23 protein-coding genes are annotated in these 24,158 nt (G+C 70.6%); 19 read left to right on the top strand and 4 right to left on the bottom strand.

The window, feature by feature from the left end:
- Positions 1-3: 3 nt before the first annotated feature.
- The 3 genes from ABD848_RS06465 (at position 4) to ABD848_RS06455 (ending at position 2,406) form a co-directional block, all read left to right on the top strand.
- Positions 4-1,095: a methyltransferase gene (locus ABD848_RS06465; RefSeq protein ID WP_344968382.1), complete on the top strand. Its 1,092-nt coding sequence runs from the start codon at positions 4-6 to the stop codon at positions 1,093-1,095.
- A gap of 9 nt (positions 1,096-1,104) precedes the next feature.
- Entirely contained in the window at positions 1,105-2,130 is a 1,026-nt protein-coding gene (locus ABD848_RS06460) for a methyltransferase (protein WP_344968380.1), read from the top strand.
- Positions 2,131-2,211: 81 nt separating this feature from the next.
- Positions 2,212-2,406 (top strand): ferredoxin, encoded by a 195-nt coding sequence (locus tag ABD848_RS06455; RefSeq protein ID WP_344968377.1) that lies wholly within the window; start codon positions 2,212-2,214, stop codon positions 2,404-2,406.
- Between the two features lie 736 nt (positions 2,407-3,142).
- Here ABD848_RS06455 and ABD848_RS06450 read toward each other — a convergent pair.
- From ABD848_RS06450 to ABD848_RS06435, 4 genes are all read right to left on the bottom strand, one after another.
- Complete coding sequence (locus tag ABD848_RS06450) at positions 3,143-5,437, bottom strand: xanthine dehydrogenase family protein molybdopterin-binding subunit (protein WP_344968375.1); 2,295 nt, start codon at positions 5,435-5,437, stop codon at positions 3,143-3,145.
- 95 nt (positions 5,438-5,532) lie between these two features.
- Positions 5,533-7,059 carry a GMC family oxidoreductase gene (locus tag ABD848_RS06445; protein ID WP_344968373.1) on the bottom strand — a complete coding sequence of 509 codons (1,527 nt, stop codon included), beginning with the start codon at positions 7,057-7,059 and terminating at the stop codon, positions 5,533-5,535.
- 70 nt (positions 7,060-7,129) lie between these two features.
- Complete coding sequence (locus tag ABD848_RS06440; protein WP_344968371.1) at positions 7,130-8,365, bottom strand: cytochrome P450; 1,236 nt, start codon at positions 8,363-8,365, stop codon at positions 7,130-7,132.
- A 20-nt stretch (positions 8,366-8,385) separates the two neighbouring features.
- Positions 8,386-9,597, bottom strand: a complete 1,212-nt coding sequence (locus ABD848_RS06435; protein WP_344968369.1) for a cytochrome P450 — start codon at positions 9,595-9,597, stop codon at positions 8,386-8,388.
- A gap of 991 nt (positions 9,598-10,588) precedes the next feature.
- On the opposite strand from ABD848_RS06435, the gene ABD848_RS06430 reads away from it, so the two are divergent.
- The 16 genes from ABD848_RS06430 (at position 10,589) to ABD848_RS06355 (ending at position 24,152) form a co-directional block, all read left to right on the top strand.
- The gene (locus ABD848_RS06430; protein WP_344968367.1) at positions 10,589-11,863 is read left to right on the top strand and encodes a cytochrome P450; all 1,275 of its coding nucleotides are present in this window, start codon (positions 10,589-10,591) and stop codon (positions 11,861-11,863) included.
- A gap of 5 nt (positions 11,864-11,868) precedes the next feature.
- Positions 11,869-13,038: a steroid 3-ketoacyl-CoA thiolase gene (locus tag ABD848_RS06425; RefSeq protein WP_344968365.1), complete on the top strand. Its 1,170-nt coding sequence runs from the start codon at positions 11,869-11,871 to the stop codon at positions 13,036-13,038.
- A 17-nt stretch (positions 13,039-13,055) separates the two neighbouring features.
- The gene (locus ABD848_RS06420) at positions 13,056-14,306 is read left to right on the top strand and encodes a CaiB/BaiF CoA transferase family protein (protein WP_344968362.1); all 1,251 of its coding nucleotides are present in this window, start codon (positions 13,056-13,058) and stop codon (positions 14,304-14,306) included.
- A gap of 194 nt (positions 14,307-14,500) precedes the next feature.
- The gene (gene fabG / locus ABD848_RS06415; RefSeq protein WP_344968359.1) at positions 14,501-15,241 is read left to right on the top strand and encodes a 3-oxoacyl-[acyl-carrier-protein] reductase; all 741 of its coding nucleotides are present in this window, start codon (positions 14,501-14,503) and stop codon (positions 15,239-15,241) included.
- Positions 15,238-15,681: a hotdog family protein gene (locus ABD848_RS06410; RefSeq protein ID WP_344968357.1), complete on the top strand. Its 444-nt coding sequence runs from the start codon at positions 15,238-15,240 to the stop codon at positions 15,679-15,681. Before fabG ends, ABD848_RS06410 begins: the two co-directional genes overlap by 4 nt.
- Entirely contained in the window at positions 15,674-16,171 is a 498-nt protein-coding gene (locus ABD848_RS06405) for a 3-hydroxyacyl-ACP dehydratase FabZ family protein (protein WP_344968355.1), read from the top strand. Before ABD848_RS06410 ends, ABD848_RS06405 begins: the two co-directional genes overlap by 8 nt.
- A gap of 15 nt (positions 16,172-16,186) precedes the next feature.
- Positions 16,187-16,441: an acyl carrier protein gene (locus ABD848_RS06400; protein WP_344968353.1), complete on the top strand. Its 255-nt coding sequence runs from the start codon at positions 16,187-16,189 to the stop codon at positions 16,439-16,441.
- The gene (locus ABD848_RS06395) at positions 16,441-17,646 is read left to right on the top strand and encodes a beta-ketoacyl-[acyl-carrier-protein] synthase family protein (RefSeq protein WP_344968350.1); all 1,206 of its coding nucleotides are present in this window, start codon (positions 16,441-16,443) and stop codon (positions 17,644-17,646) included. The genes ABD848_RS06400 and ABD848_RS06395 overlap by 1 nt, the downstream gene beginning before the upstream one ends.
- Positions 17,643-18,773 carry a beta-ketoacyl synthase N-terminal-like domain-containing protein gene (locus tag ABD848_RS06390; RefSeq protein WP_344968348.1) on the top strand — a complete coding sequence of 377 codons (1,131 nt, stop codon included), beginning with the start codon at positions 17,643-17,645 and terminating at the stop codon, positions 18,771-18,773. Before ABD848_RS06395 ends, ABD848_RS06390 begins: the two co-directional genes overlap by 4 nt.
- The gene (locus ABD848_RS06385; RefSeq protein ID WP_344968346.1) at positions 18,751-19,866 is read left to right on the top strand and encodes a beta-ketoacyl synthase N-terminal-like domain-containing protein; all 1,116 of its coding nucleotides are present in this window, start codon (positions 18,751-18,753) and stop codon (positions 19,864-19,866) included. The genes ABD848_RS06390 and ABD848_RS06385 overlap by 23 nt, the downstream gene beginning before the upstream one ends.
- Positions 19,863-20,816: a beta-ketoacyl synthase N-terminal-like domain-containing protein gene (locus ABD848_RS06380; RefSeq protein ID WP_344968344.1), complete on the top strand. Its 954-nt coding sequence runs from the start codon at positions 19,863-19,865 to the stop codon at positions 20,814-20,816. Before ABD848_RS06385 ends, ABD848_RS06380 begins: the two co-directional genes overlap by 4 nt.
- Entirely contained in the window at positions 20,809-21,651 is an 843-nt protein-coding gene (locus tag ABD848_RS06375; RefSeq protein ID WP_344968342.1) for an alpha/beta fold hydrolase, read from the top strand. The genes ABD848_RS06380 and ABD848_RS06375 overlap by 8 nt, the downstream gene beginning before the upstream one ends.
- Positions 21,651-22,619, top strand: coding sequence for a thioesterase family protein (locus ABD848_RS06370; protein ID WP_344968340.1), 969 nt, complete (start codon positions 21,651-21,653; stop codon positions 22,617-22,619). The genes ABD848_RS06375 and ABD848_RS06370 overlap by 1 nt, the downstream gene beginning before the upstream one ends.
- A complete protein-coding gene (locus ABD848_RS06365; protein ID WP_344968338.1) occupies positions 22,619-23,254 on the top strand; it encodes a 2-hydroxychromene-2-carboxylate isomerase in 636 nt (211 codons plus the stop codon). The genes ABD848_RS06370 and ABD848_RS06365 overlap by 1 nt, the downstream gene beginning before the upstream one ends.
- Positions 23,251-23,400 (top strand): hypothetical protein, encoded by a 150-nt coding sequence (locus tag ABD848_RS06360; RefSeq protein ID WP_344968336.1) that lies wholly within the window; start codon positions 23,251-23,253, stop codon positions 23,398-23,400. Before ABD848_RS06365 ends, ABD848_RS06360 begins: the two co-directional genes overlap by 4 nt.
- On the top strand, positions 23,400-24,152 hold the full coding sequence (locus tag ABD848_RS06355) for a class II aldolase/adducin family protein (RefSeq protein ID WP_344968334.1): 753 nt from the start codon (positions 23,400-23,402) through the stop codon (positions 24,150-24,152). The genes ABD848_RS06360 and ABD848_RS06355 overlap by 1 nt, the downstream gene beginning before the upstream one ends.
- The last annotated feature ends 6 nt before the right edge of the window (positions 24,153-24,158 follow it).

Below are 24,158 nucleotides of genomic sequence, written 5' to 3'. Positions count from 1 at the left end.
GCCATGACGAGCGCGAAGCGGCAGTGGCCGCCATCTCCCGACCTTGACGCGCCGGCGCGGCTGACTGAGCTGGCGGACTATATCGTGCCGTTCACGCTGCGAGCGGTGTGCGATCTGGGCATCGCCGACCTGCTCACCGACGGACCACGCACCGTCGACGACCTCGCCGAGCAGGTCGGCGCCCACGCACCCTCCCTGCACCGCGCCCTACGCGTCCTGGCCTCCAAAGGCATCTTCACCGAAACCCACCCCGGCACCTTCGACCTCAGCCCCCTGGCCGAACCCCTGCGCTCCGACCACCCCCTCTCACTCCGCGACGCCTACCCCCTCCTGACCTCAGACGTCGACGCCTGGGCCCGCTTCGACCACTGCATCCGCACCGGCGAAGCCGCCTTCGACCTCGTCCACGGCCAGGGCTACTGGGACTACATGGCCGACAACCCTGAGCAGAGCCGGCGGGTGGACCGGTCCATGGCCAGCATCAACCGGCTGCACCTGCGTACGGTGTTGCCGGCCTACGACTGGGGCTCCTTCGACACCGTCATCGACGTCGGCGGCGGCAACGGCGCCTTCCTCGCCGGCATCCTCGCCAAATTCCGCTCACTGCACGGCACCGTCTACGACCTCCCCCACGTCGTCGCCGCCGCCACCGACGTCTTCGCCGCCGCCGGCGTCAGCGACCGCGCCACCAGCATCGGCGGCAGCTTCTTCGACCACGTCCCCCCAGGCGCCGACGGCTACCTCCTCAAGACGGTGCTGCCCGGGTTCACCGACGACGAGGCGGTTCGGGCGCTGCGGCGGGTGCGTGCGGCCATGCGCCCCGACAGCAGGCTCCTGCTGCTGGAGGCGATCATTCCCGACGGCGACGACTACGACGCCGCCAAGCTCGTCGACCTGCACACGCTCATGCTGACCGGCGGTTCCCACCGCAGCCAGGAGGGGCTGGCCACTCTGCTGGGGCGAGCCGGGCTGGACCTGGTCCTGGTGCGGCCGACGGCATCGCTGACCGTCGTCGAGGCGGTCTCCCGCCCGTCCGAGGGCGTGGGCACCCCGACGACCATCCAACACACCGGCCAGCCGGCCGAATTCGACTAGGGGGCTGCTGTGGCTACGACCCGACCCGCACGACCGCGCCTGGACATCCAGTCCTACGTCCAGTTGACTGAGCTGGCGGACTATATCGTGCCGTTCACGCTGCGAGCGGTGTGCGATCTGGGCATCGCCGACCTGCTCACCGACGGACCACGCACCGTCGACGACCTCGCCGAGCAGGTCGGCGCCCACGCACCCTCCCTGCACCGCGCCCTACGCGCCCTGGCCTCCAAAGGCATCTTCACCGAAACCCACCCCGGCACCTTCGACCTCAGCCCCCTGGCCGAACCCCTGCGCTCCGACCACCCCCTCTCACTCCGCGACGCCTACCCCCTCCTCACTCCCGACATCGACGCCTGGGCCCGCTTCGACCACTGCATCCGCACCGGCGAAGCCGCCTTCGACCTCGTCCACGGCCAGGGCTACTGGGACTACATGGCCGACAACCCTGAGCAGAGCCGGCGGGTGGACCGGTCCATGGCCAGCATCAACCGGCTGCAACTGCGTACGGTGTTGCCGGCCTACGACTGGGGCTCCTTCGACACCGTCATCGACGTCGGCGGCGGCAACGGCGCCTTCCTCGCCGGCATCCTCGCCAAATTCCGCTCACTGCACGGCACCGTCTACGACCTCCCCCACGTCGTCGCCGCCGCCACCGACGTCTTCGCCGCCGCCGGTGTCAGCGACCGCGCCACCAGCATCGGCGGCAGCTTCTTCGACCACGTCCCCCCAGGCGCCGACGGCTACCTCCTCAAGCGAATCCTCTACGGGTGGGACGACGAGCAGGCGCTACGGCTGCTGCGCGCGGTGCGTGCGGCCATGCGCCCCGACAGCAAGCTGGTCGTACTGGAGCCCGTGATTGGCTCCGGCAACGAGTTCGACGTCGGTAAACTCTACGATCTGCTGTTGTTCGCCATGGTGGGCGGCGGGACCCGCAGCGAGGAACACATCGAGGAGCTGTTCTCCGCCGCCGACCTGCGTCTGACCGGAATCACTCGGACGATGATGTTCCCCATCGTGGAGGCACAGCCGGTCTGAGCCCCGGTTGGCTCCCGGCCTTCGGGCCGGCCCCCGGTACCAGTGATCGTGGCCGTGGCAAACGGCGGAAAGGATGTCGAGATGCGGGTGAACGCCGACTTCTCCAGGTGCGAGAGCAACGCGGTGTGCATGGGAGTCGCTCCCGAGGTCTTCATGGTGGGCGAGGACGACTTCCTCTACATCCTCGACGAGCGGCCGGGCGAGGAGGCCCGGGACAAGGTCGTCGAGGCGGTGCGCCGCTGTCCCAAGCAGGCGCTCTCGATCCAGGAGGACTGACCTGGGGTCGGGGAGCGTGCCGGCTGTCCATTGCCGCCGGCACGTTCCAACGGCCCGGCACTCCGCGGTCGGCAGGGGCGACAGCTCGGCCGCCGATGCTCCATCCTCGGGAACAATGGCGCACTCCGAGAGCGTTTGCCGAGGTCATGCGGGAAAAGGGGCCTCCCCACGGCGCGACGGAAAAGATTTTCGCTTTTTCATAAGAAATTCATGAGGAAAGCGTGAACTGTAGTCTTCCAAAGCGTGAACCGCAGTATTCTGAATTGCGTATCCGTTGAACTCGGCGAGACGCAGCGGGAAGCCGACGCTTCCGGCTCCGGTCCGGTAACAATTTCTCCTGGCTTCTCGCTGCGACCTTACGACCGTGGCAAGACGGATCACCGCCACAATTCTTCTGGCAACCCCTCCGGCAATCACACGGTGACGCCGCCCGATGACAGAGGCGGCTACCGTGCGTCGGCGCCAAGGATTTGGTGTTGTCCGTTATGACGCAGCGTGATGACCTCTGGAGCGGTGTGGCGAGCCGGCCCACCGCTCCCCCGCGTCGCCGGCCCGCGAGACTCCACTCCGCTCTAGAGCAGTCTCCGGTCGGGGTTCTGTTTTCCCAACGCTGGGGTGTGGGGCCGTGGGAGTGTTCTTCGTTCGCTCGTGCCTCGACCGCTTCGCGCCCCCGCTAGCCCGCGGGACGACAGCCGACGCGCTCACCCACGTGCGCCCACCGCCTGCCCTCGCCGCTCTAGCCGACGTCACCGGAGCGACCGGTTTCGCGGGCCACTCGGGCCTCCTCGATCGCGGCCCAGACCCGCTCGGCCGTGGCGGGCATGTCGATGTGCTCGACCCCCAGGTGTGAGACAGCGTCGACGACGGCGTTGTGCACAGCGGCGATCGAGCCGACCGTGCCGGACTCGCCGACTCCCCGGACACCCAGCTCGTTGACAGTCGAGGGGGTCTCGATAGTGCTGCTCTCGAAGTCGGGCAGATCGGCGGCGCTGGGGATCAGGTAGTCGGCGAACGAGGCGTTCAGCGGAGCACCGGCGGCGTCGTAGCCGGCCTCCTCGAACAGCGCCTGAGCCGCGCCCTGGGCGAGCCCGCCGTGGATCTGTCCCTCGACGAGGAGCGGGTTGACGACACGGCCCGCGTCGTCGACCGCGACGAGCCGCCGCAGCCGCACCGCGCCCGTCTCGACATCGACATCGACCACGGCCAGATGCGTGCCGTAGGGGTAGGTCGGCCCACTCGGTTCAAAGGTGTGCTCGACGCGCAACTGCCCCGGCTCGACCGCTGCGGCGAGGTCGGCCCAGCTCAATGCCTGCTCGGACGCCCCCTCCAGGTGGAAGTGGCCCGCCTCGGTGTCGAGGACGACATCCTCGACGGCGCCGCCGAGGTGCTCCGCGGCCAACGCGGTCGCCCTGTCGGCCAGCAGACCGGCGGCCTGGTGCACCGCTATCCCACCGGTCTGCAACGAACGCGACCCGCCGGTCCCCCCGCCTGAGGGGATACGGTCGGTGTCACCGTGGACCACCTCGACCCGCTCGACGGGGATACCCAACCGGTCGGCGACCAGCATGGCCCACGTCGTCTTATGGCCCTGCCCGTGCGGCGAGGTGCCGGTGAGCACGAGAGCGCCGCCGTCGGTGTCGATCTCGATGGCGGCGAACTCCGAGCGCGCGTCCACCCCCGTGGCCTCGACGAACGTCGACAGCCCGATCCCTGTCTGCAAGGGCGTGCCGCTGGAGCGGCGCTCGCGCTGCTCGGCGCGGAGCTGGTCGTAGCCGGCGGTGCGCAGCGCCAGATCCAGAGCCGCCGTGTAGTCGCCACCGTCGTAGGTGGAGCGGGTGAGGGTCCGATAGGGCTGGGCGTCGGCCGGGATGAGGTTGATCCGGCGCACCTCGGCGGGGTCCATGCCGATCTCGGCAGCGTAGCGGTCGACTGCCCGCTCCAGCGCGCCGACGGCCTCGGGCTGGCCGGCGCCCCGGTAGGCGAGGGTGGGGGTGGTCGTGGTGACCACGCTGGAGGAGGTGAACCTGGCGCGCTCGATGCGGTAGGGGCCGGTCAGCATGGTGCGGGTGAAGAAGGGCAGCACGGCGCCGATGCGCGGGTAGGCTCCGGCGTCCTGGACGACGGAGAGGCGGTACGCCTGAATCCGGCCGTCGCGGGTGCCGCCCAGCTCGATGTCGTGCAACTGGCCACGGCCGTGCCCCAGGGCGACCATGTTCTCCGAGCGGGTCTCCAGCCACCGCAGCGGCCGGTCGACCCGGCGGGCGAGGCAGGCCAGCAGCACGTCCTCGCGGGCGGGGTAGGCCTTGGACCCGAACGCGCCGCCGACATCGGGGGTCACCACGTGCACCTCGGACTCCTCCAGCCCCAGGCAGTTCGCCATCTGCTCCCGCCAGACGTGGGCGGCCTGCGTGCCGGCGTAGTAGGTCAGCCGTCCGCCGTCCCAGCGGGCTGAGGCGGCCCGCACCTCCATAGGGGCGGCGACCACGCGCTGGCTGCGGCTGCGCAGCGCCACGGTGACCTCACAGCCCGCCATCACCTCGCCGCGCAGCGGCCGGGCAAAGGTGAGCTTGAGGGCCACGTTGGTCTCAGCCGAGGGGTGGAGCAGTGTCTCGTCGGCCAGGGCCGCTTCGGGATCGACCAGCGCGGGCAGCGGCTCGATGTCGACGTGGACCGCGGCGGCGGCGTCCACAGCGGCCTCGCGGGTCTCGGCGATGACGGCCGCGATCGGCTCGCCGACGTAGCGGACCACCTCGCCGGCGAGGACGGGCTGGGACATCTCCTGGTTGAGCACCGGTGGGTCGGCCGGCAGTACGGGCAGGTCGGTGTCGGCGGCGGTGCACACCTCCAGCACGCCGGGCACGGCGCGCGCCGCCGCGGTGTCGATACCGGTCAGCCTGCCGTGAGCGGTCGTGGAGCGCACGATCGCGACGTGGGCGGCCCCCGGCGGTGCGACGTCGTCGGCGTAGCGACCACCGGCGGTGAGGAGTTCGAGGTCCTCGGAGCGCCGAACCGATGTGCCCAGGATGCCCATGTGCCGTCCTCTCTCCTTGGTCCGCGCGCCGTGGGGAGGTGACGCGCGTGTTCCCGGTTTCCCGGTGTCGTCCGCGGTGGGGCCGCGGGTGGGGGTCAGTGGTCCTCGGTGATCATCGACGCGACGTGTTCGCCGATCATCATGCAGGTGAGCGCCGCGGGCGCCCGAAGGGGCACCGGCACCACGGAGGCGTCGGCGACCCGGAGCCCGGAAACGCCGCGGACCCGGCACCGTTCGTCGACGACGGCCTGCGGGCTGTCAGGCGGGCCCATGGTGGCCCCGCCCAACAGGTTCCAACGGCTGTTGGTGATGGCGCGCAGCAGGCCGTCGAGCTGCTCGTCGTCTCCGACAAGCGCGTCGTCGACGGCGGCGAACCGGTCGACGGTGGCGGTGAAGGAGGGGTGTTGGACGATCTCCCAGGCGTGGCGGTAGGCGGCGCGCATCCGCTCCAGATCGCCCGGCTCCGAGTAGAAGCGCAGGTCGACGACCGGCTGTTGGGAGGGGTCGGCGCTGGGCAGCCACATCGCGCCACGCGAGGCCGGCCGCATGTCGCCCACCATCACCAGGGTCAGCCGGTCAGCGCCGGCCATCGCGCTGAGCTGGGGAATACGCATCCCGGAGAACAGGCACAGGTAGGAGGCGTGGTCGGCGGCGAAGCCGGGAATGGCGGGCAGCCGGCCCACAATCTGGGTACGCGGCCACTCCGGCGAGCCGGCCGCCTCGGTGGCGACGACGGGGATGACGGCGCCGGGCTGGTCGATGAGGTGGCGGCCCACACCGGGCAGGTCGACTCGGCAGGCCACGCCGGACCGGGGCAGCTCGTCGGCTGGCCCCACCCCCGAGCGCAGCAGCAACGCGGGACTGTAGGGGGCGCCCGCGGCCAGGATCACCTCGCCGGCGCGGATCACCTCGCCGCCGGCCTCGACGCCTACGGCCTGTTCGCCCTCGATGACGATCCGATCCACGCGCACGTCGCCGCGCACGGTGAGGTTGGGGCGCGAGCGGGCCGGAGCCAGGTGGGTCGTGGCGGTGGACATCCGCTCGCTGCCGCGCCGGTTCTGCGGGTAGATGGCGATGCCGGTGGCGTCGGGGGCGTTGAGGTCGGGGCACTCGGGGTGACCGGCTGCGACCGTGGCGTCGAGCAGCCCCGTCATAGCGGGCAGCAGCTCGGAGCGGTCCCAGCGGGTGATGGGGACAGGGCCCCGGTCGCCGTGGACCGGGTCGGTGCCGAATTCGACGTCGGTCTCCAGCCGCCGGTAGGAGGGCAAGACGTGCGACCAGTCCCAGGCGGGCAGGCCCAGACCGGCCCATTCGGCGAAGTCGGCGGCGGGGGCGCGCAGCGCGCCACGGTCGTTGGTCTGCGAGGAGCCGCCCACGACTCGGCCTCGCCCCAGGGGTCCCTCACGGTCACCGGTCACGGTCACCGTCAGCCCCCAGTCATGGGGGTCGTCCACAGGCGGTACGGTGCCGTCGCGCAGGTAAGCCGGCATGGTGGCGGGGTCGGGATAGTCGGGGCCGGCCTCCAGCAACAGCACCTGCCGGTCGGGGTCCTCCGACAGCCGTGCCGCCAGGATGGCCCCCGCCGTCCCGGCACCGACGATGACGTAGTCGACCGCGCTCATCGCAGCGTATCCCCCTTAGGTTGGTCACTCCCCCGCCCGGGCGGCCCGGTCGCCACCCGGACATGCCCCCTCATCTGACCGCCATCGGCACCGATCGGTAGGTGCGGAACAGCGCGCTGGGCAGCCGCTCGAACTCGCCCGCGGGCTGGATGTCGGTGAACTCCGCGGCCAGCCGGGAGAACACGGCCGCTCCCTCCACCCGGGCCAGGGCCACACCGAAGCAGCCCCGCACGCCGCCGCCGAAGCCGACGTGGGGGTTGGGGGAGCGGCCGATGTCGATCCGGTCGGGTTCGGCGAAGACCGCTTCGTCGTGGTTGGCGCAGCCCAGCAGCAGGAAGACCGGGCGTCCCGGGCGGATCGTGCGCTCGCCGACCTGGATGGGCTCGCTGGCCAGTCGGGCGGTGTACTGGATGGGGGCGTCGAAGCGGATGAACTCTTCGACGGCGGTGGGCACCAACTGCGGGTCGGCACGCAGCCGGGCGAGGTGTTCGGGTTCGCGGGCCAGGGCGGCGCAGCCGGTGGCGACCATGTTCATCGTGGTCTCGAAGCCGGTGAAGCACAGGAAGGCGAGGTTGTCGATGACGGCCTCGACGGTCAGTCCGCTGCCGTCCTTGGCGACCTCGGCCAGCATGCTCGACAGCAGGTCCGATTCCGGCTGGGCGCGGCGCTGCTCCAGCAGGTCGGCCACGGTGGAGCGCAGCCACACGAGCGCGGCGTCGGCCCCGGAGCGGTCGGCCTCGGGCAGGAAGGGGGTGAACGCTTTGCTGAGCCCGGGCACCCGGGGCCAGATGTCGCGATGGGTCTCGGGCGGCATGCCGATGAGCTTGCACACGACCGAGGCTGCCACCGGGAATGCCAGGTCGGCCACAGCGTCGAGGCGGCCGGAGGCGCGCGCTCGCTCCATCACGGCGTCGAGCAGCCCGTCGATGTAGGGACGGGTCGCGCGAGCGACACCGGGGCTGAACGCCCGCACCATCAGCTCGTGTAGCAGGCCATGGCCGTCCGGGTCCTGGGTGGGGATGATCCGGTCGAACACCGTGCTCGCCACCCCGTCCTGGGTGGCGAACTGCGGATCGTTCTCGGGCAGGGAGTTACTCAGCCGGGGGTCGCGCAGCAGCGCCGCCACGTCGGCGTGGCGGGTCACCCCCCAACTGGCGGGCCCCACACGGCACAGGGGGCCGGCGGCGCGCAGCCGCTCGTAGGTGGGGTAGGGGTCGCGCATTATCTCGGGGTCGAGCGGGTCGAACCCCGGGCGCGGGGAAGACCGCCGTCGGCCGGCGGTGGCGTGGTCGGGCGCGGTACTCATTCAGCCGGTCTCCAGGGGGTTCAGGCGGTCGCGACGGCCACCGGCACGCTCTCGTAGGCGCGGAAGGTCGTCTTCTCCCGGCGACGCGCGGGGCCGGCGGCCTCCACCTCGGAGAAGAGGTCGAGCAGCCGGTTGAAGACCACCTCGCCCTCGACTCGGGCGAGGGCGGCCCCCATGCACAGGTGCGCCCCGCCGCCGAAACTGAGGTGGGGGTTGGGGGAGCGGCCGATGTCGAGCCGGTCGGGGTCGGCGAAGACCGCTTCGTCGTGGTTGGCCGACCCCAGCAGCAGCACCACCACACGACCGGCCCGCAGGGTGTGGCCGTCGATGTCGATGGGCTCGTGGACCAGGCGTGCGGTGCCCTGGATGGGGGCGTCGAAGCGCAGGAACTCCTCGACGGCGGTGGCGGTCAGACCACGGTCGGCACGCAGCCGGGCCATCTGGTCGGGGAAGCGCAGCAGGGCCGCGCAGCCGGTGGCGATGAGGTTCATCGTGGTCTCGAACCCGGCGAAGAAGGCGAAGACGGCGTTGTCGACGATCTCCTCGTGGCTGAGGGTACGGCCGCCGTCCTCGGCCGCGAGCATGCGCGAGAGCAGGTCGTCGCCGGGTGAGCGCCTGCGCTGCTCCAGCAGCTCGCTCAGGTAGGAGCGTAGCCACACCACCGCGGCGTCGGCCTCGGCGCGGGCGTCGTCTGGAACGATGGCGGCGAACGCTTTGCCCAGGTCCACCGCGCGAGGGCGGATCTCGTCGCGTTCGTCGGGGGAGATCCCCATGAGCCGGCACACCACCATCACCGGTAGCGGGAAGGCCAGGTCGGTCACGGCGTCGAAGTGCCCCTGCTCCCGGGCGGGCGCCAGCAGCTCGTCGACCAGGCCGGCGATATCGGGGCGCAGGGAGCGCACCAGAGCGGGACTGAACGCCTTGCCGATGAGTTTGCGCAGCCGGGTGTGCGAGGGCGGGTCACGGTAGAGGATGATCTTGCCGAAGAAGTCGCCGGCAGGCCCGTCGCCCGCGGAGGCGCGATGGTATTCCTCGGGAAACTGGCTGCCCAGCCTCGGGTCACGCACCAGCGAGGCGACGTCGGCGTGGCGGGTGACACCCCATGCGGCCGGCCCGACCCTGCACAGACGACCCCGTTGCCGCATATCGGCGTAGGTCGGATAAGGGTCGTCCAGAACAACCGGATCTAAGGGGTTGAAAGAGGGGAGGGAACGGCGAGCCTGTCGGGGCATGGGTCCGAGTATCGAGGAATCCCACACGCAGGGCAAGGGCTCGGGAGACGGCTTATCCGGCTTATACCTGCCGGTGGAACCGAGTAATCCGTAAGCGGGCGGCTCCAAAAGCGCACGGGTTTTCCGGCGGAGCTGGGCTTACGCACCGTTTTGCCGCCGCGTGGGAGCGAGGTTGCCGCTCCCGCTGCTTTCATAAATCGGACGAGAAGCGTGGGTGCCTCCCTGTTCATCTGGGCGTCGCGCCAAGGGAGCGGGACCGCGGCCACGGGCACCGTGCATCGCCCTGGGGCGGCCGATCGCCTGAGGGCTGCTCCTCCCCGGGGCGGGCGTCTCTCCCCCACGCTTCTTCGCGGCTGCGCCCCGCCGCCCCCTGGGGAAGGCGAGACGTCGCCCCGGGCGTGAGTCAAGCTCCCCTGCTGGAGGGATACGGACTTCAACTGCGCTGAACTGGTGATATGTCGATTCCAGGAGGCAGCGGAGCCGGCGGGGAGGTGCCTGCGACCGCGGTGCTCGCGGGGGTCGGGGCGCGCTGATGGCGGGGTAAGGAAGGAGAGGGGCCGTGCCGTTCGCGCGAGCCCGCCGCGTGTTCGCGCCCTCTGAAACACCGCCCGCGCCCGGGCGCCGGCCAGGGTGTTCGTCGACGTGAGCCTTGTCCTCTCGGTCGGACTCACCCTACCGGGGGCGCCGCCGCGGCCTACAGACGAACCAATGGAGCAGCAGCGGCGTGGGCAACGGAGAAGGGGGCCGTACTTGCGATCGCGTACTACCACACGCCTGGCATACCCGAGTAGCGAAAAGATCGGCACGCGTAATCGGAGCTGCGGAAAAGCCCCTTACCAGTACTCACCTGAGCAGGACATGAACGTTGCGTGAAATGTCGTAATTAAGATTCTAGGCGGCTAATCTGGTCAAATATAGCGACTTGCGGATGATCGGTGCTATTCTCCTGCGGACCTGCGAGTGAGTGCTCCGGCTTATGAATGGGGCGGCCGTGCCATCAGATGCGACAGCCAAAATCAATGACCCCGTACCGACCGATCCGACGTCGATCGTCATCGAGCTACTGACCAAAGCGCCGGCGACCGTATCGGACCCCTACGGGCATTACCGTGCGCTGCGGGAGTCAGCGCCCCGTTACCTGCTCGACCATCCGACCGGCGCGGGCCATGTGCTGACTACCTACGACGAGTGTCGCCACATGCTGCGCAACCCGTCACTGGACAAGTCGGCCCAACGCCCGCGCCTGGGCGACGATCGCGGGGTCGACCGGCCGCGCACCCTACTCTTCCTCGACGGCGAGCCGCACACCCGACTGCGTAGCTTGGTGAGCCGAGCCTTCACCCCCCGGCGGGTCGAGGCGCTGCGCCCGCGCCTGCAAGGCTTCGTCGACGAGCTGCTCGACGACGTCCAAGAGGAGGTCGGAGCCGAGGGTGAGGTCGACCTGATCGGCACATTCGCCTTCCGGCTGCCGGTCATGGTCATCGGCGAGCTGGTCGGTGTGCCCCGCGAGGACTGGGAGATGCTGCGTACCCAGACCCGGGCCGCATCGGCGGGGCTGGAGATGTTCGCCAGCCCCGAGGTGCTGAAGAGTTCCGACGCTGCCCTGGCCGAGATGGAGGAGTACTTCACCGAGCTGGTGGCCCAACGCCGCGAGGACCCGCGCGACGACCTGATCTCCGCACTGGGCCAAATCGAGCTGAACGGCGACCGCCTGTCGGTTCCGGAGCTGATCTCGGTCGTGGTCCTGCTCTTCGGCGCCGGGTTCCAGACCATGACCGACCTGATCGGCCTGGGCACTCTGGCTCTGCACCGCCACCCCGACCAGATGACGCGGCTGCGTAACGACATGTCGCTGCTCGGCTCGGCCGTGGAGGAGCTGCTGCGCTACGACTCCCCCGTCCACGTGCTCGGGCGCGCCGCGTTCGAGGACTCCACCTTCTCCGACGGCAGCCCCATCAAGAAGGGCGAGCACGTCATCACCCTCATCGGCGCCGCCAACCGGGACCCGGCCCGCTATGAGAACCCCGAGACCCTCGACATCGCACGCTTCTCCGGCGACCGCACTCCCGAGGTGCCGCTGTCCTTCGCGTGGGGTCCCCACCACTGCCTCGGCGCCCAACTGGCCCGGGCCGAAGGGCAACTGGCCTTCGGGCGGATGCTGGAGCGCTTCTCCGAAATCGAGGTGAACGAGGACACGCTCAAGTGGCGCACCAGCAGCACCTTCCGGGGGCTGGAGAACCTCGACGTCCGGCTCGTGAGCGCGTGACCGCCATGACGCAACCCGTCATCGTCGAGGCGGTGCGCACCCCGCTGGGCAAGCGCGGCCGGTCCCTGGCCGGTCTCAAGGGGGTGGCACTGCTGCGCCACGTGCTCGTCGAGGTGATCCGGCGCGCCGGTGTCGAGCCCGGTCAGATCGATGAGATTATCGGCGGCTGCGTCACCCAGGTGGGGGAGCAGAGCCTGAACGTGACCCGCAACGCCTGGCTCAACACTGGGCTCGACTATCGCGTGGGCTGCTCCACCGTCGACGTCTCGTGCGGGTCGGCGCAGCAGGCCAACCACCTCGTGGCCGGCCTCATCGCCGCCGGCGGGATCGAGGTGGGGATCGCTTGCGGCGTCGAGGCGATGAGTCGGGTCCCGCTCGGCGCGAACCTGTACAACGGGCCGGGCCACTACAAGACCAAGGACTACGTCTGGGACGACCCGCCCAAGGCGCAGTTCGGCGGCGCCGAACGGATCGCCCTGCGGGAGCAGATGACCAGGGAGGAAGTCGACGCCTTCGGGGTGCTCTCGCAACAGCGGGCGACCCGTGCCTGGGCCGAGGGGCGCTTCGACCGTGAGGTCGCCCCGATCGAGGCCCCCGTGCTCGACGCGGACGGCCAGGAGACGGGGCAGTGGCACACCGTCGAGCGCGATGAGGGGCTACGCGAGACCACGCAGGCCGACCTGGCCGGTCTGCGGCCCAACGTGGCGGACGGCGTCCACACTCCCGGCACCACCTCCCAGGTCTCCGACGGGGCGTGCGCCGTGCTGTGGATGTCGCAGGAGCGGGCCGCTGAGCTGGGCCTACGCCCTCGGGCGCGCCTCCTGCACCAGGTGGTCACCGGCTCGGACCCCTACTACCTGCTGGACGGGCCGGTCGAGGCCACCGCGAAGCTCCTGCGACGCTCCGGGATGGAGATCGGCGACATCGACCGCTACGAGGTCAACGAGGCGTTCGCCGCCGTCCCGATGACGTGGGCCCGCACCTACAAAGCCGACATGGACCGGCTCAACGTCAACGGAGGAGCCATCGCCCTCGGCCATCCGGTGGGGGCCACCGGCGCCCGCCTCATCACCAGCGCGCTGCACGAACTGGAGCGCAGCGATGGTGAGACCGCGCTGATCTCGATGTGCTGCGGCGGCGCCCTTGGCACCGCGTCCCTGCTGCAACGAGTGTGAGGAAGGGGGGCCTGCCTGTGAGCGCCGTGGACGATGACGGCGACGAGCGCCGTTCGGAGTTCTTCCGCGAGGCACGCTCCGACCTGCGGGGGCCGCTATCGGGTGTGCGGGTCCTCGACGTCACGACCGTGTGGTCGGGGCCCATGGCCACCTGTGTCCTGGCCGACCTCGGCGCCGATGTGATCCGGGTGGAGATGCCCGGCAACCGGGCCGACCGGCTGCCACCGAACATCCCGGGAACCGGCCGTTCCTGGTTCCACGAGACGGTGAACCGCAACAAGCGCAGCATCGGGCTGGACCTGCGGGCGCCCGAAAGCAGGGAAGTGTTCCTGGAGCTGCTGGCCACCGCCGACGTGATGGTGGAGAACTTTCGCCCCGGCACGCTGGAGAGGTGGAACCTGGGCTACCAGCAGTGCCGGCAGGTCCGGCCCGACCTGGTGTTGGTTTCCGTGTCGGGGTGGGGCCAGTGGGGCTCCGAGTACCGGCGTGGAGGCTACGATCCGGTGGTCCAGGCCGCTTCGGGATGGATGTCCCTCAACGGCGACCCGGAGGGGGACCCTGTGCGCTCTCCCACATTCCTCGCCGACGACGTGGCCGGGCTGCACGCCGCCATCGGCGCGCTGGCCGCGCTGCGCCACCGCGACCAGACCGGGGAGGGCCAGCACGTCGACGCCGCCATGATGGACGCGCTGCTGTTCCAGAGTTCGGGGCTGCTGACGCTGGCCGCCACGGGCGTGCCGCTGCGGCGGCTGGGCAACCGCACCGAGTTCCTGGCGCCCACCGGCCACTACACCTGCGCCGACGGCGGGGTCTACCTGGTCATCGCCCAGGATCGTCAGTGGCGCACCCTGATACGGCTGATGGGGCGGCCCGAACTGGCCGAGGCGCCGGGGTTTGCCACCAACCGCGAGCGGCTGGACAACCGGGAGGAGATCGACGCCCTGGTGGCCGAGTGGTGCCTGAAGCACGACGTCGCCGACGTGGTGGCTCAACTGGGTGAGGCGGGGCTGATCGTCTCCCCCGTGCGCTCCTTCGCCGAGGTGGCGGCCGACCCTTCGGTGCACGAGCGCGGAATGCTACAGGAAACGGAACTGTCCAACGGGACTCGGGCGCCGCTCACCGGGCCGGCGGTCAAGTTCTCTCGCACCCCCACGGCGGTGCGCAGCGGAGCACCCGACGCCGGCCAACACACTGAAGAATTACTCGACGAAATCGGTGTCGATACACAGCGTAGGAAAATCCTACGAAGCTCCGGAATACTTTCCTAAGAAGGGAAATACCCGGGCAGGGATAATCCTTGACGGAACCAAATATGACGAACTAGTCTGGCGATACTTGTCTGACTTGTCGCAAATTCCGGTATGAACACAGCAGGGATGCCGTACGCCATCCCCCTCAATCGGCTGTTCATTCGCGTGACATCTTTGTTAACTCTTTTGACGGACTTCTGTGGAGGCGTGGGGTGTCGGAGGAGCGGCGTGCTCTGATAACAGGATTCTCCCGCGGAATCGGCCGAACGGTGGCACTCAAGTTGGCCGCCGAGGGCTACGAGATCGTGGGATGCTACCACTCTTCCGCCATTGACGCCGAAAAGGTCGCCGCTGACGTGCGGGAATTGGGAGTGCGCGTCCACTTCGACCACTGCGACGTCGCAGATAGTTCAATGGTCAACGATTTCATCGCCAACGCGGAACGGGAACTGGGGCCGATTTCGACGGCCGTCACCAATTCCGGCATCACCCGCGACAACGCCATGGTGATGATGTCGCAGGACGACTGGCAATCCGTGGTCGACACCAACCTCACCGGAACGTGGAACGTCATGCGAGCGATGGCCTTCCGTTTCCTGAAGCGCCGCAGCGGCTCCCTCGTGGCGATGTCGTCGACGGCCGGCGTGTACGGCAACGCGGGCCAGTCCAACTACGCGGCGAGCAAAGCCGGCGTCATCGGTCTGGTGAAGTCGCTGGCCAAGGAGGTGGGTCCGCGCGGCATCCGGGTCAACGCCGTCGCGCCGGGCTTCATCGAGACCGACATGACCGCGGCACTGAACGAGCGCCAGCGCGACACCGCGCTGCAACAGATCCCGCTGCGCCGGTTCGGCACCACCGAGGACGTGGCCGAGCTCGTCTCCTTCCTCGTCTCGGAGCGGGCCGGGTTCATCACCGGCCAGGTCTTCGGCGTGGACGGGGGAATGGTGCTGTGACCCACCAGCCCGACACCGCCTCCGCGGACCCGCGCATGGGCGCCGCCCCGCTGCGCGCCGTCGACGACGTGGCCCACACCGAGGCCCACGGACACCTGACGGTGCGCGCCACCAAGGAGATCACCGCCACCGACCCCTACATGGCCGGCCACTTCCCCGGCGAACCCGTCTACCCCGGGATCTTCGCCGTGGAGAGCCTGCGGCAGGCGGTCCTGACGGCCCTGAGCGAGCGGGACGAGCACGGGTTCGAGCTGACCGCGCTGCGCTCGGTCCGCTTCACCTCCCCCCTGCTTCCCGGGGACACGCTCCGGATCGAGGCCACTCTCGACGCCCCCGACCCCACGGGCACCCGCCGGGTGAGCGCGCGGCTGCTGGCCGCCGACGACCGGCCGGCCGCCCGCATCTCGGCCGATTTCACGCGGGAGGCGGCCGATGATTGAACACGCCGAGCTACGCGCACTCCTGCCGCAGCGCCACCCGATCCTGCTACTGGACCGGGCCAGCGTGGTCGAGCCCGGCCGGCGGGTCGTGGGGCACAAGGCGATCACGGGCAGCGAGCCCTGCTACCGCGACCTTCCCGACAGCGCCTCACCGAAGAGCTTCGGCTACCCGCACTGCCTGCTGTTGGAGTCGTTCGGCCAGGCCGCGGCCGTGCTGTGGCTGACCAGCGACAGCGACGGCGAGAACGAGGACGGAGTCCTCATGTTCGCCGGAGCCCGCGACTGCCGTTTCGTGGGGCGCGCCTACCCCGGCGACACGCTGCACCACGAGGTGCGACTAGAGCACGTCATCGGCGACAACGCCTTTGCCAGCGGACAGACCCGCGTGGGCGACCGGGTCATCGCCACCTTCGGCTCCCTGATCGCGGTCCGCCGCCCCCACTCGGCGCTGGCGGCCCCAACCCCCAGCCAACCACGTCCGGCACCCTAGGCAAGGAGACAGCGCATGACATCTGCGTCCCAGCACCTCGAAGAACTGCGCGAGATGATCGCCGAGATCCTCGAACTCGAACCGGAGGAGATCAGCGACACCGGTGACTTCGTCGAAGAGTACGAAGCCGACTCGCTGCGCGCCATCGAGATCCTGGCCCAGTTGGAGAAGAAGTACGGCGTCGAGATCCCGCAGTCGGAACTGCCGGAGATGCAAAACCTCGAAGCCGTCTACAAGGTGGTAGCCGGCTACGCGGGCTGGCAGGACTGATGCAGCGCGTGGTGGTCACCGGCCTCGGCACGGTCTCCAGCATCGGCATCGGCGTCGACGAGTTCCGGGAAGGGCTGCGCAGCGGTCGCTCGGGGATCTCGCCCATCGCCAGCTTCGACACCACCGGATTCCCGCACGTCCACGGCGGCGAGGTCCCCGACTTCGTCCCGGAGAAGCTGCTGCGGCGGCTGCGCCCCCACGAGTGGGGGCGGGCCAGCCAATTCGCCGCCTCAGCCGCCAGGCTCGCCGTCGAGGACGCGAACCTGGCCGACGGTGACGTCGCGCCGGAACGCGCCGGAACCGTCATGGGCACCACCAGCGGCGAGTCCCAGGTCGTGGAAGCCCTGACCGCCGAGCAGGTCAACGCGGGTCTACCGGGGATGTCGGCCGGGTTGCTCCGGCAGGTTCCGGCCTCGCGGCTGGCCAACTCCGTCAGCGCCGAACTGGGTTTCGCCGGCGAGTCCATGACGGTGGCTACCGCGTGCTCGGCCAGCAACTACGCCCTGGGCTACGCCTACGACCTCATCGCCACCGGCGAAGCCGACGTGATGGTCGCGGGCGGCGCAGACGCCGTGTGCCGGTGGGCCCATGCCGGGTTCTACCGGCTGGGCGCGCTCACCGAACGGGTGTGCTCGCCTTTCGACCAGGACCGATCCGGCATCCTGACCGGCGAGGGGGGTGTGGCCCTGGTACTGGAGTCGATGGAACACGCCTTGGCCCGCGGCGTCCGGCCCCACGCCGAGATGCTGGGCTACGGGCTCAACTGCGACGCCAACCACATGGTCTCGCCCGACGCCGACTCGATCGCCGCCTGCATGGTGCGCGCCCACACCAACGCCGGGATCACACCCGCCGACGTGGACTACATCAGCGCGCACGGCACCGGCACACCCGCCAACGACCTCATGGAAGCGCAGGCCGTGCTCCAGGTGTTCGGCGACACCCCACCCCCTATGAGCTCGATCAAGTCCATGCTGGGCCACACCATGGGCGCCGCCAGCGGCTTCGGCGCCGTCGCCTCGACGCTGGCGATCACCGAAGGGTTCCTCCCGCCGACCATGAACTGGTCCACGCCCGACCCCGACATGAGCGGGATCGACCCGGTGCCCAACACCGCTCGCTCCACCACGGTCAACGTGGCCCAGAACAACGGGTTCGCGTTCGGCGGCAACAACGCGATCATCCTGCTGGGAGCCGTGACATGACCGTTTTGGCGATCAGCGGCTGGGGCGTGCTCAGCGCGGCCGGCCCGGGGACCGACCCCCTGGCGGCACTGCTGGCCGGCCCGGAGCCGACGCCGCCGACGTCCTCGGTGGAGGCACCCCCCAAGGGCACCCCCGCCGGCTTGGGCACCGAGGGCGACCAGCCCCCCGGTCTCGAATCGATCCCGGTGACCGGCTTGGACGTGCGCCAGCGGCTGGGCCGCAAAGGCACCGGCTTCCTGGACCGCGCCACCGCCCTGGCGCTGGTCGCCTGTGACCAGGCCCTGGAGCACGGGGGCGTCGTCGTCGACGACTCCTGCCGGGACCGCGTGGGAGTCGTGCTGGGCACCACCCAGGGAAGCCTGCGCTCCACCATGGACTACAGCCGCGAGACCCTGGTGCAGGATCGTCCCTACCTGGTCAACCCCGCTCTGTTCCCCAACACGGTGATGAACTGCGCGGCCGGCCAGACCGCGATCCGCTACGGCCTCAAAGGGATCAACACGACCCTGGCCGGGGGCCGGCTGGCGTTCCTACAGGCGCTGCGCTATGCCCAGAATGCGCTGCGGCGTGGCTACGCCGACACGCTGCTGGTGGGGGCCACCGAGGAACTGACCGACCAGACGGCCTGGTCGATGCGGCTGAGCCACCCAGATGCGGACACGCTCGCCGTCGGAGAGGGCGCCGCTCTCTTCGTGGTGAGCAACGCCGCCGTGGGGACCGACCCCCTCCCCCACGCCGAGGTGCTGTCCGTGGTCCACGGCTACGCCCCCGACGGCGCCGTCGAGACCGGGCTAGGGGGATGCGTGCGGCGCGGACTGGCCGCGGCCCAGGTGGACGCGAGCGAGGTCGACCTGCTCGTCACCGGCGAGGTCGGCAACGAGCGCCGGGAGACGGCGGCGGCCACGACCGCTCTGGGAGACGAGCCCGCCCGAGTGCTGCGGGTCAAAGACGTACTCGGCGAGTTGCAGGCCGCCACGGGCGCCCTGCAACTCGCGGCTGTGCTCGGTCTCCAGGGGGGTTCCGAGGGCGACGGGCGGTGCGCGGTGATCACCGGGTGCGACGCCGACGGCGGGGTCGCCGCGGCCGTGGTGAGGAGGTGGCGCCGTGACGGCGCTACTGGCGGGTAGCGCAGTGGTGACCTGCCTCGGCACCGGCGCCGAGACGTTCGACGCGCTCCTCGACGGGCGCAGCGGCCTGGGGCCACTGCGCCGCACCGACGCCGAGCGGCTCTCGGTGTCGCGGGGCTACCACATCGCCGACGACGACTCGTGCTTTCGCGCCGGAGCATGGCTGACGCAGTGCGTACGCCAAGCCCTGGACGAGGCCGAGATCACCCCCCAAACCCACCGGATCGCCGCCGTGATCGGCACCGGCCTGCGCGAGCTGCGCACGCTGGAGCGCTGGGAGGAACCACCGGCCGACTTCCCGACCCACCTGCTGCACTTCGGTTCGGCGGCGCGCGCGGCCGAACCGGCCCTCACCGAGGTGGTGACCGTGTCCAACGCCTGTAGCGCCGGCGGTCACGCGCTGGCCATGGCCCAGGACATGCTCGATCTGGGAGAGGCCGACGCGGTCGTCGTAGGCGCCACCGACGAGATGAGCGGCTCGATGCTGACCATGATCGGGCGGGTCGCGGAAGAGCCCACCGAGGCGGTGCGGCCCTTCGACGCCGACCGCGGCGGGGTGCTGCTGGGCGAGGGCGCGGCGGCGGTCGTGCTCGTCGCGGAAGGCGCCACCGAACGACCGCTGGCCCGTGTACTGGCCACGGGCGTCTCCTGCGACGCCCACCACGAGACCGCCCCCTCGACGGAAGGACTCGGCCGCGCCGTCACCGACGCGCTGCGCCGTGGGGACCGCACGGGCCGCGACGTCGACCTCGTCGTCGCCCACGGCACCGGCACCGCGCTCAACGACCCCGCCGAAGCCCGCGTACTGCTGGAGAACGTGGTCGGCGACGGCCCCGGCCCGCTGGTGACCGCGCTGAAGGGGGCGATCGGCCACACCTCCGGCGCTTCTGCCCTGCACAATCTGGACGTGGCGATCCGGGCACTGCGCCACGGGCGCGTCCCTCCCGTGGTCGGGCTGCGCCACCCGCTGCCCGAGGGGGAAGGGCTGCGCTTCGCCGTCGACTCCACGCCTACCGCACCGATGCGGCTGGCCCAGATCGACGCCTTCGGCTTCGGCGGCGTGAACACCGTGACCCTGCTGGAGGCCGTATGAGAGGCGAGCCGGCGAGCGTCCCCTCCGCCCCGCCAGCGGTGGCCACCGTGACAGGGTGGAGCGTCCACCTCGTCGGCCCGGTCCCCGAAGCCGTGGGGGACCTGGAGCCGGTGGCCGGCTGCACGGCGGACGACGCGCGCGAGATCCTCGGCCGCAAAGGGCTGCTCTACAAGGAGGCGGCCACCCGGCTGGCTCTCTGCGCGGTGCATCGGGCGCTGGACCGCCCACCCCGCGCCCCCCGACCCGATGGTCCCCCTGACCCCCGTACTGCGGTCGTGGCCAGCTCCAACCTGGGAAACACCGCCACGGTCCGGTCGGTGATGGCCACCGTGGCCGCCACGAGCGGACGCGACGTGAGCCCGCTGGCGGCCCCGAACGCCTCTAGTAACGTGGTGGCCTCCAGCGTCGCCCTGTGGTTTCGCTTCGGCGGCCCCAACCTGATGCTGTGCTCCGGAGCCGTCTCGGGGCTGGACGCGGTCGCCGCGGCGATCCGGCTGCTCCGGACCGACCGGGCTGACCGGGTGGTCGTGGTCGGCGTGGAGCCGGGCGACGAGGTCGCGCGCGCGGTCCACCACTCGACACCGGCCGCAGCCGCCGGATTCCCTCTCCGGGAGGGCGCGGCCTGCCTGATCCTGGAACGGGGCGGTTCCCCGGCGGCCGGCACCCCCGTAGTGGAGCCACTCGCCACCGCGCCGGTCACCACTGCCGAGGGCGCGCCACCGGTGGCGGTCTTCGGCCCGTGTCCCCCCGACTGGCCGCTCCCCCCGCGCGTGGTCGGCCCCAAGGAGCTCGAAGGAGACGGATACGGCGCCGCCGGTGTGGTCTACACGGCCTTGGCCGCGAGCCTGCTGGCGGGCGGAGGCACCGCTTCGGCCGCTGTCACCTGTGGCGACGACGTCGACGGGTGGCGGTTTGCACGCGTGCGTGTGGCGGGTGAGGCGCATGTGTGACACCTTCCCCACCGCTTACCCGTTCGGCCCCGACCCGAGCGCGGACCCGGACGCGGGGCCCACGGTGGCGCTGGTGCACGGCCTGGAGGACGACTGGCGCAGTTGGCGGTCGCTGGTACGCGAGCTACGCCGCCGCGAGACACTCAAAAACGCCCGGTTCCGCGCGCTCGACCTGCCCTGGCGCAGCGGCTGCGACTACACGTGGCGGCGTGCGACCACCCCGAGCGACTGGGTCGACCGGGGGCTGGGGACACTGGCGCAACCGCCCCAGGTGGTGATCGCCCACTCCTTCGGCGCCAACGCCGTGCTGGAGCTGTTGGCGACCCGCCCCTCAGCCTCCCAACCCATGGCAGTGGTGCTGATCGCGCCCTTCTACCGCCCGCCGAGTGTCCCGGTGACCTGGAAATTGTTTGAACAGTCCCGCGACAACTTCAACCAGCAGATGCACGACGGCGTGGTGGCGCGGCTAAGCAGACGCGGGCGCGTCATCGAGGAGGACGTGCTGGAGTCGATGATCCGCAAGACCGTCGAGCGGGTGGGACCCAGCGGGTTCCTGGCCGTCTTCGACCAGTTCGTCGGCAGCGGCGAGCTCCGCCTTGCCGACGTGCGCCCGCCCACCCTGGTGCTGGCGGGCGCCCGGGACCCGGGGCTGGGCAGGCGGCGCGGCGCGGTCCTGACCGAGGAGATGCCGGCAGCCGACGTCGTACTGCACGAGGAGTGGGACCACTTCTGCCACATCCGGCACGCCGACGAGGTGGCCACCCGGATCACCGGGTTCCTGGACACGCTCCACCACGAGCGGGACGGTGCCGAGCACAGGGAACGGAGCGCATGATGTCCACGACGACTGCCGACCAGCGAGTGAGCGCGGTCACGGTCCGCCCACGCTACGACGGCGCCAACATCCGTACCTGGGTCGGGTTCCGCCAGTTCCTGGCCATGGCCGAGGAAACGGTCCTGGGCTGGTTCCGGGAGCGCGGCGCCGGACCGCAACGGCTCTACCACGAGTTCGGGCTGGGGCTGTCGATCGTCGACTCCTCGGGCCTGCTGCCCGCTGTGTTGGAGGTCGACGACGAGGTCACCGGCGAGGCGCGCCTGACCAAACCCGGCCGGTTCGCGGTCACCCTGACGGTCGAGCGCGCCGGCACCCGGACCGTCACGATGCGGGGCAAGGTCACGGTGGCCCTGGTCGAGGAGCACGGCGCGCCCGTACCTCCCGCCGCCCCCGCCGACGTGACGGCGCTCCTGCCCGATCTGGGCACGGCCACCTCGGTGGTGGTCCCCGCGGTGACCGCCGCCGACGCCGCGACAGCGCCGCCGGCCCTCGACGCCGCAGACGACGATCCGATGCGGCTGCTGGCACCCCCCGGCTCGGGGGTTTTCGGCTGGACCTGGCGCGCGCGCTACCCGCTGTGCCACTACTCCGACCGGTTGCAGCACTCCTCCTACGTCGCCGCGCTGGAGGAGGTCGTCGACCGGTTCCTCGCCGAGCGGGGTATATCCGTGGGCCGGATGCTGGCCGAACGCGGCTGGATTCCGGTCGTGTCGCGCGCCCGGGTGCGGATGCTGGCCGACGTGCACATGGAGGAGGAGGTCCACACCACCTTCACGGTGACCGACGTGCTGAAGAACCTCACCTGGGAGGCGCGGATGGACTGCTACGTCGCGCGCGAGGGCCGACTGACGCACACCGCCACCGCCAGCATCCTGCACGGCTACGCGATCAGTCGAGGCAGCGGCGCGGGCGGCCTGGCCGAGCTGGACGAGGCCACCGTCGCCGCCCTCACCGGCGGGAGGCGATGATGAGACGACCACCACGCATCCACTTCTCTTTCCGCAGCCCCTTCAGTTGGATGACCGTGGAGCTGCTACGGCGCCGCGTTCCCGACGCCATGGAGGCGATCCGGTTCATCCCCTTCTGGGACCCCGACGAGCGGACCTCCCGCGGCCTCGAAGAGCGGGGCGGGCAGTTCCACTACACGCAGATGAGCAAGGCCAAGCACCTCTACATCCTTCAGGACACCAAACGGCTCGCCCAACGCCACGGCTTCCCGATGGTGTGGCCCGTCGACATCGACCCCTGGTGGGAGCTCCCCCACCTGGCCTGGCTGCGGGCGCAGCGGTGCGGGCTGGCCGAACCCTTCTACGACGCGCTGATCCGGGCCCGATGGCACCGCGGTGAGGACATCTGCCAAACCGAGGCGATCCGGGCCGCGGCCAAGGAGGCCGGCGCCGACCCCGACCTGCTCGCCGGCGCGGTCGACGACGACGAGATCCGTGCCGAGGCTGTCGACTGCCTGTTCGAGGCGTGGCGCGACGACATCTTCGGCATCCCCTACATGCGCGTCGGCCGGCACCGATTCTGGGGTCTGGACCGCCTTGACGACTTTCTCGACGCCTACCTCCCGCTCCGTGACGAAAGCGAGGTTCCCCGATGAGCACACCCTCCGAAACCGACACCACGCCCGACGCGGCCCCCCACCCCGACGCCACGGAGGAGACCGACCCGCTGGCCGGCATCCCCGAGGCCGTCCGCGAACGGGTCGGGGCCTTTGACACCGACACGGCCGGCGGGTGTGGCTGATGGCCGCGAGCACGGACCGGCGCCGCCGCGAGCCAGAAGAAGAGCGACTGTACCGGCAGCGGCAGCTTGCGGCGACCTGTCGCCTGTTCGCCCGCGCCGGTTTCGACGAGGGCGCGGGCGGCCACGTGACCGCCCGCGACCCGCTGCATCCCGACCACTTCTGGGTCAACGCCTTCGGTCAGCACTTCAGCCACGTCCGCGTCAGCGACCTACTCCTGGTTGACGAGAACGGCGAGGTCGTCGCGGGCGAGGGGCGGGTGAACCCGGCCGGGTTCGTCATCCACTCCCGTATCCACGCCGCCCGGCCCGATGTCGTCGCAGCCGCCCACACGCACTCCACCCATGGGCGCGCCTGGGCGGCTCTGGGACGTCTCCTCGACCCCATCACCCAGGACGCCTGCGCCTTCTACGAGGACCACGTGGTCTTCGACGACTTCACCGGCGTGGTGCTCGACCCCGGCGAGGGGACCAGGATCGCCGCGGCGCTGGGCGAACACAAGGCGGTCATCCTGCGCAACCACGGGCTGCTCACCGTCGGCGGCTCCGTGGCCGAGGCCGCGTGGTGGTTCCTGGCGATGGACCGCTCCTGCCAGGTACAGCTCCTCGCCGAGGCGGCCGGCGACCCCAAGCCCGTCGACCCGGTCGCCGCCCGGGCCACCGCCGAGACTATGGGAAGCCCGGAGATCGGCCGCTTCAACTTCAAACCGCTCTACGCCGACATCACCCGCCGCGAGCCGGACCTGCTGGACTAAAAGCCC

It is taken from the genome of Salinactinospora qingdaonensis, assembly GCF_039539445.1.
In the GTDB taxonomy this organism is placed as follows: domain Bacteria; phylum Actinomycetota; class Actinomycetes; order Streptosporangiales; family Streptosporangiaceae; genus Salinactinospora; species Salinactinospora qingdaonensis.
Note: the sequence above shows the minus strand (reverse complement) of the source record. Positions and strands in the feature narration are given on the sequence as shown.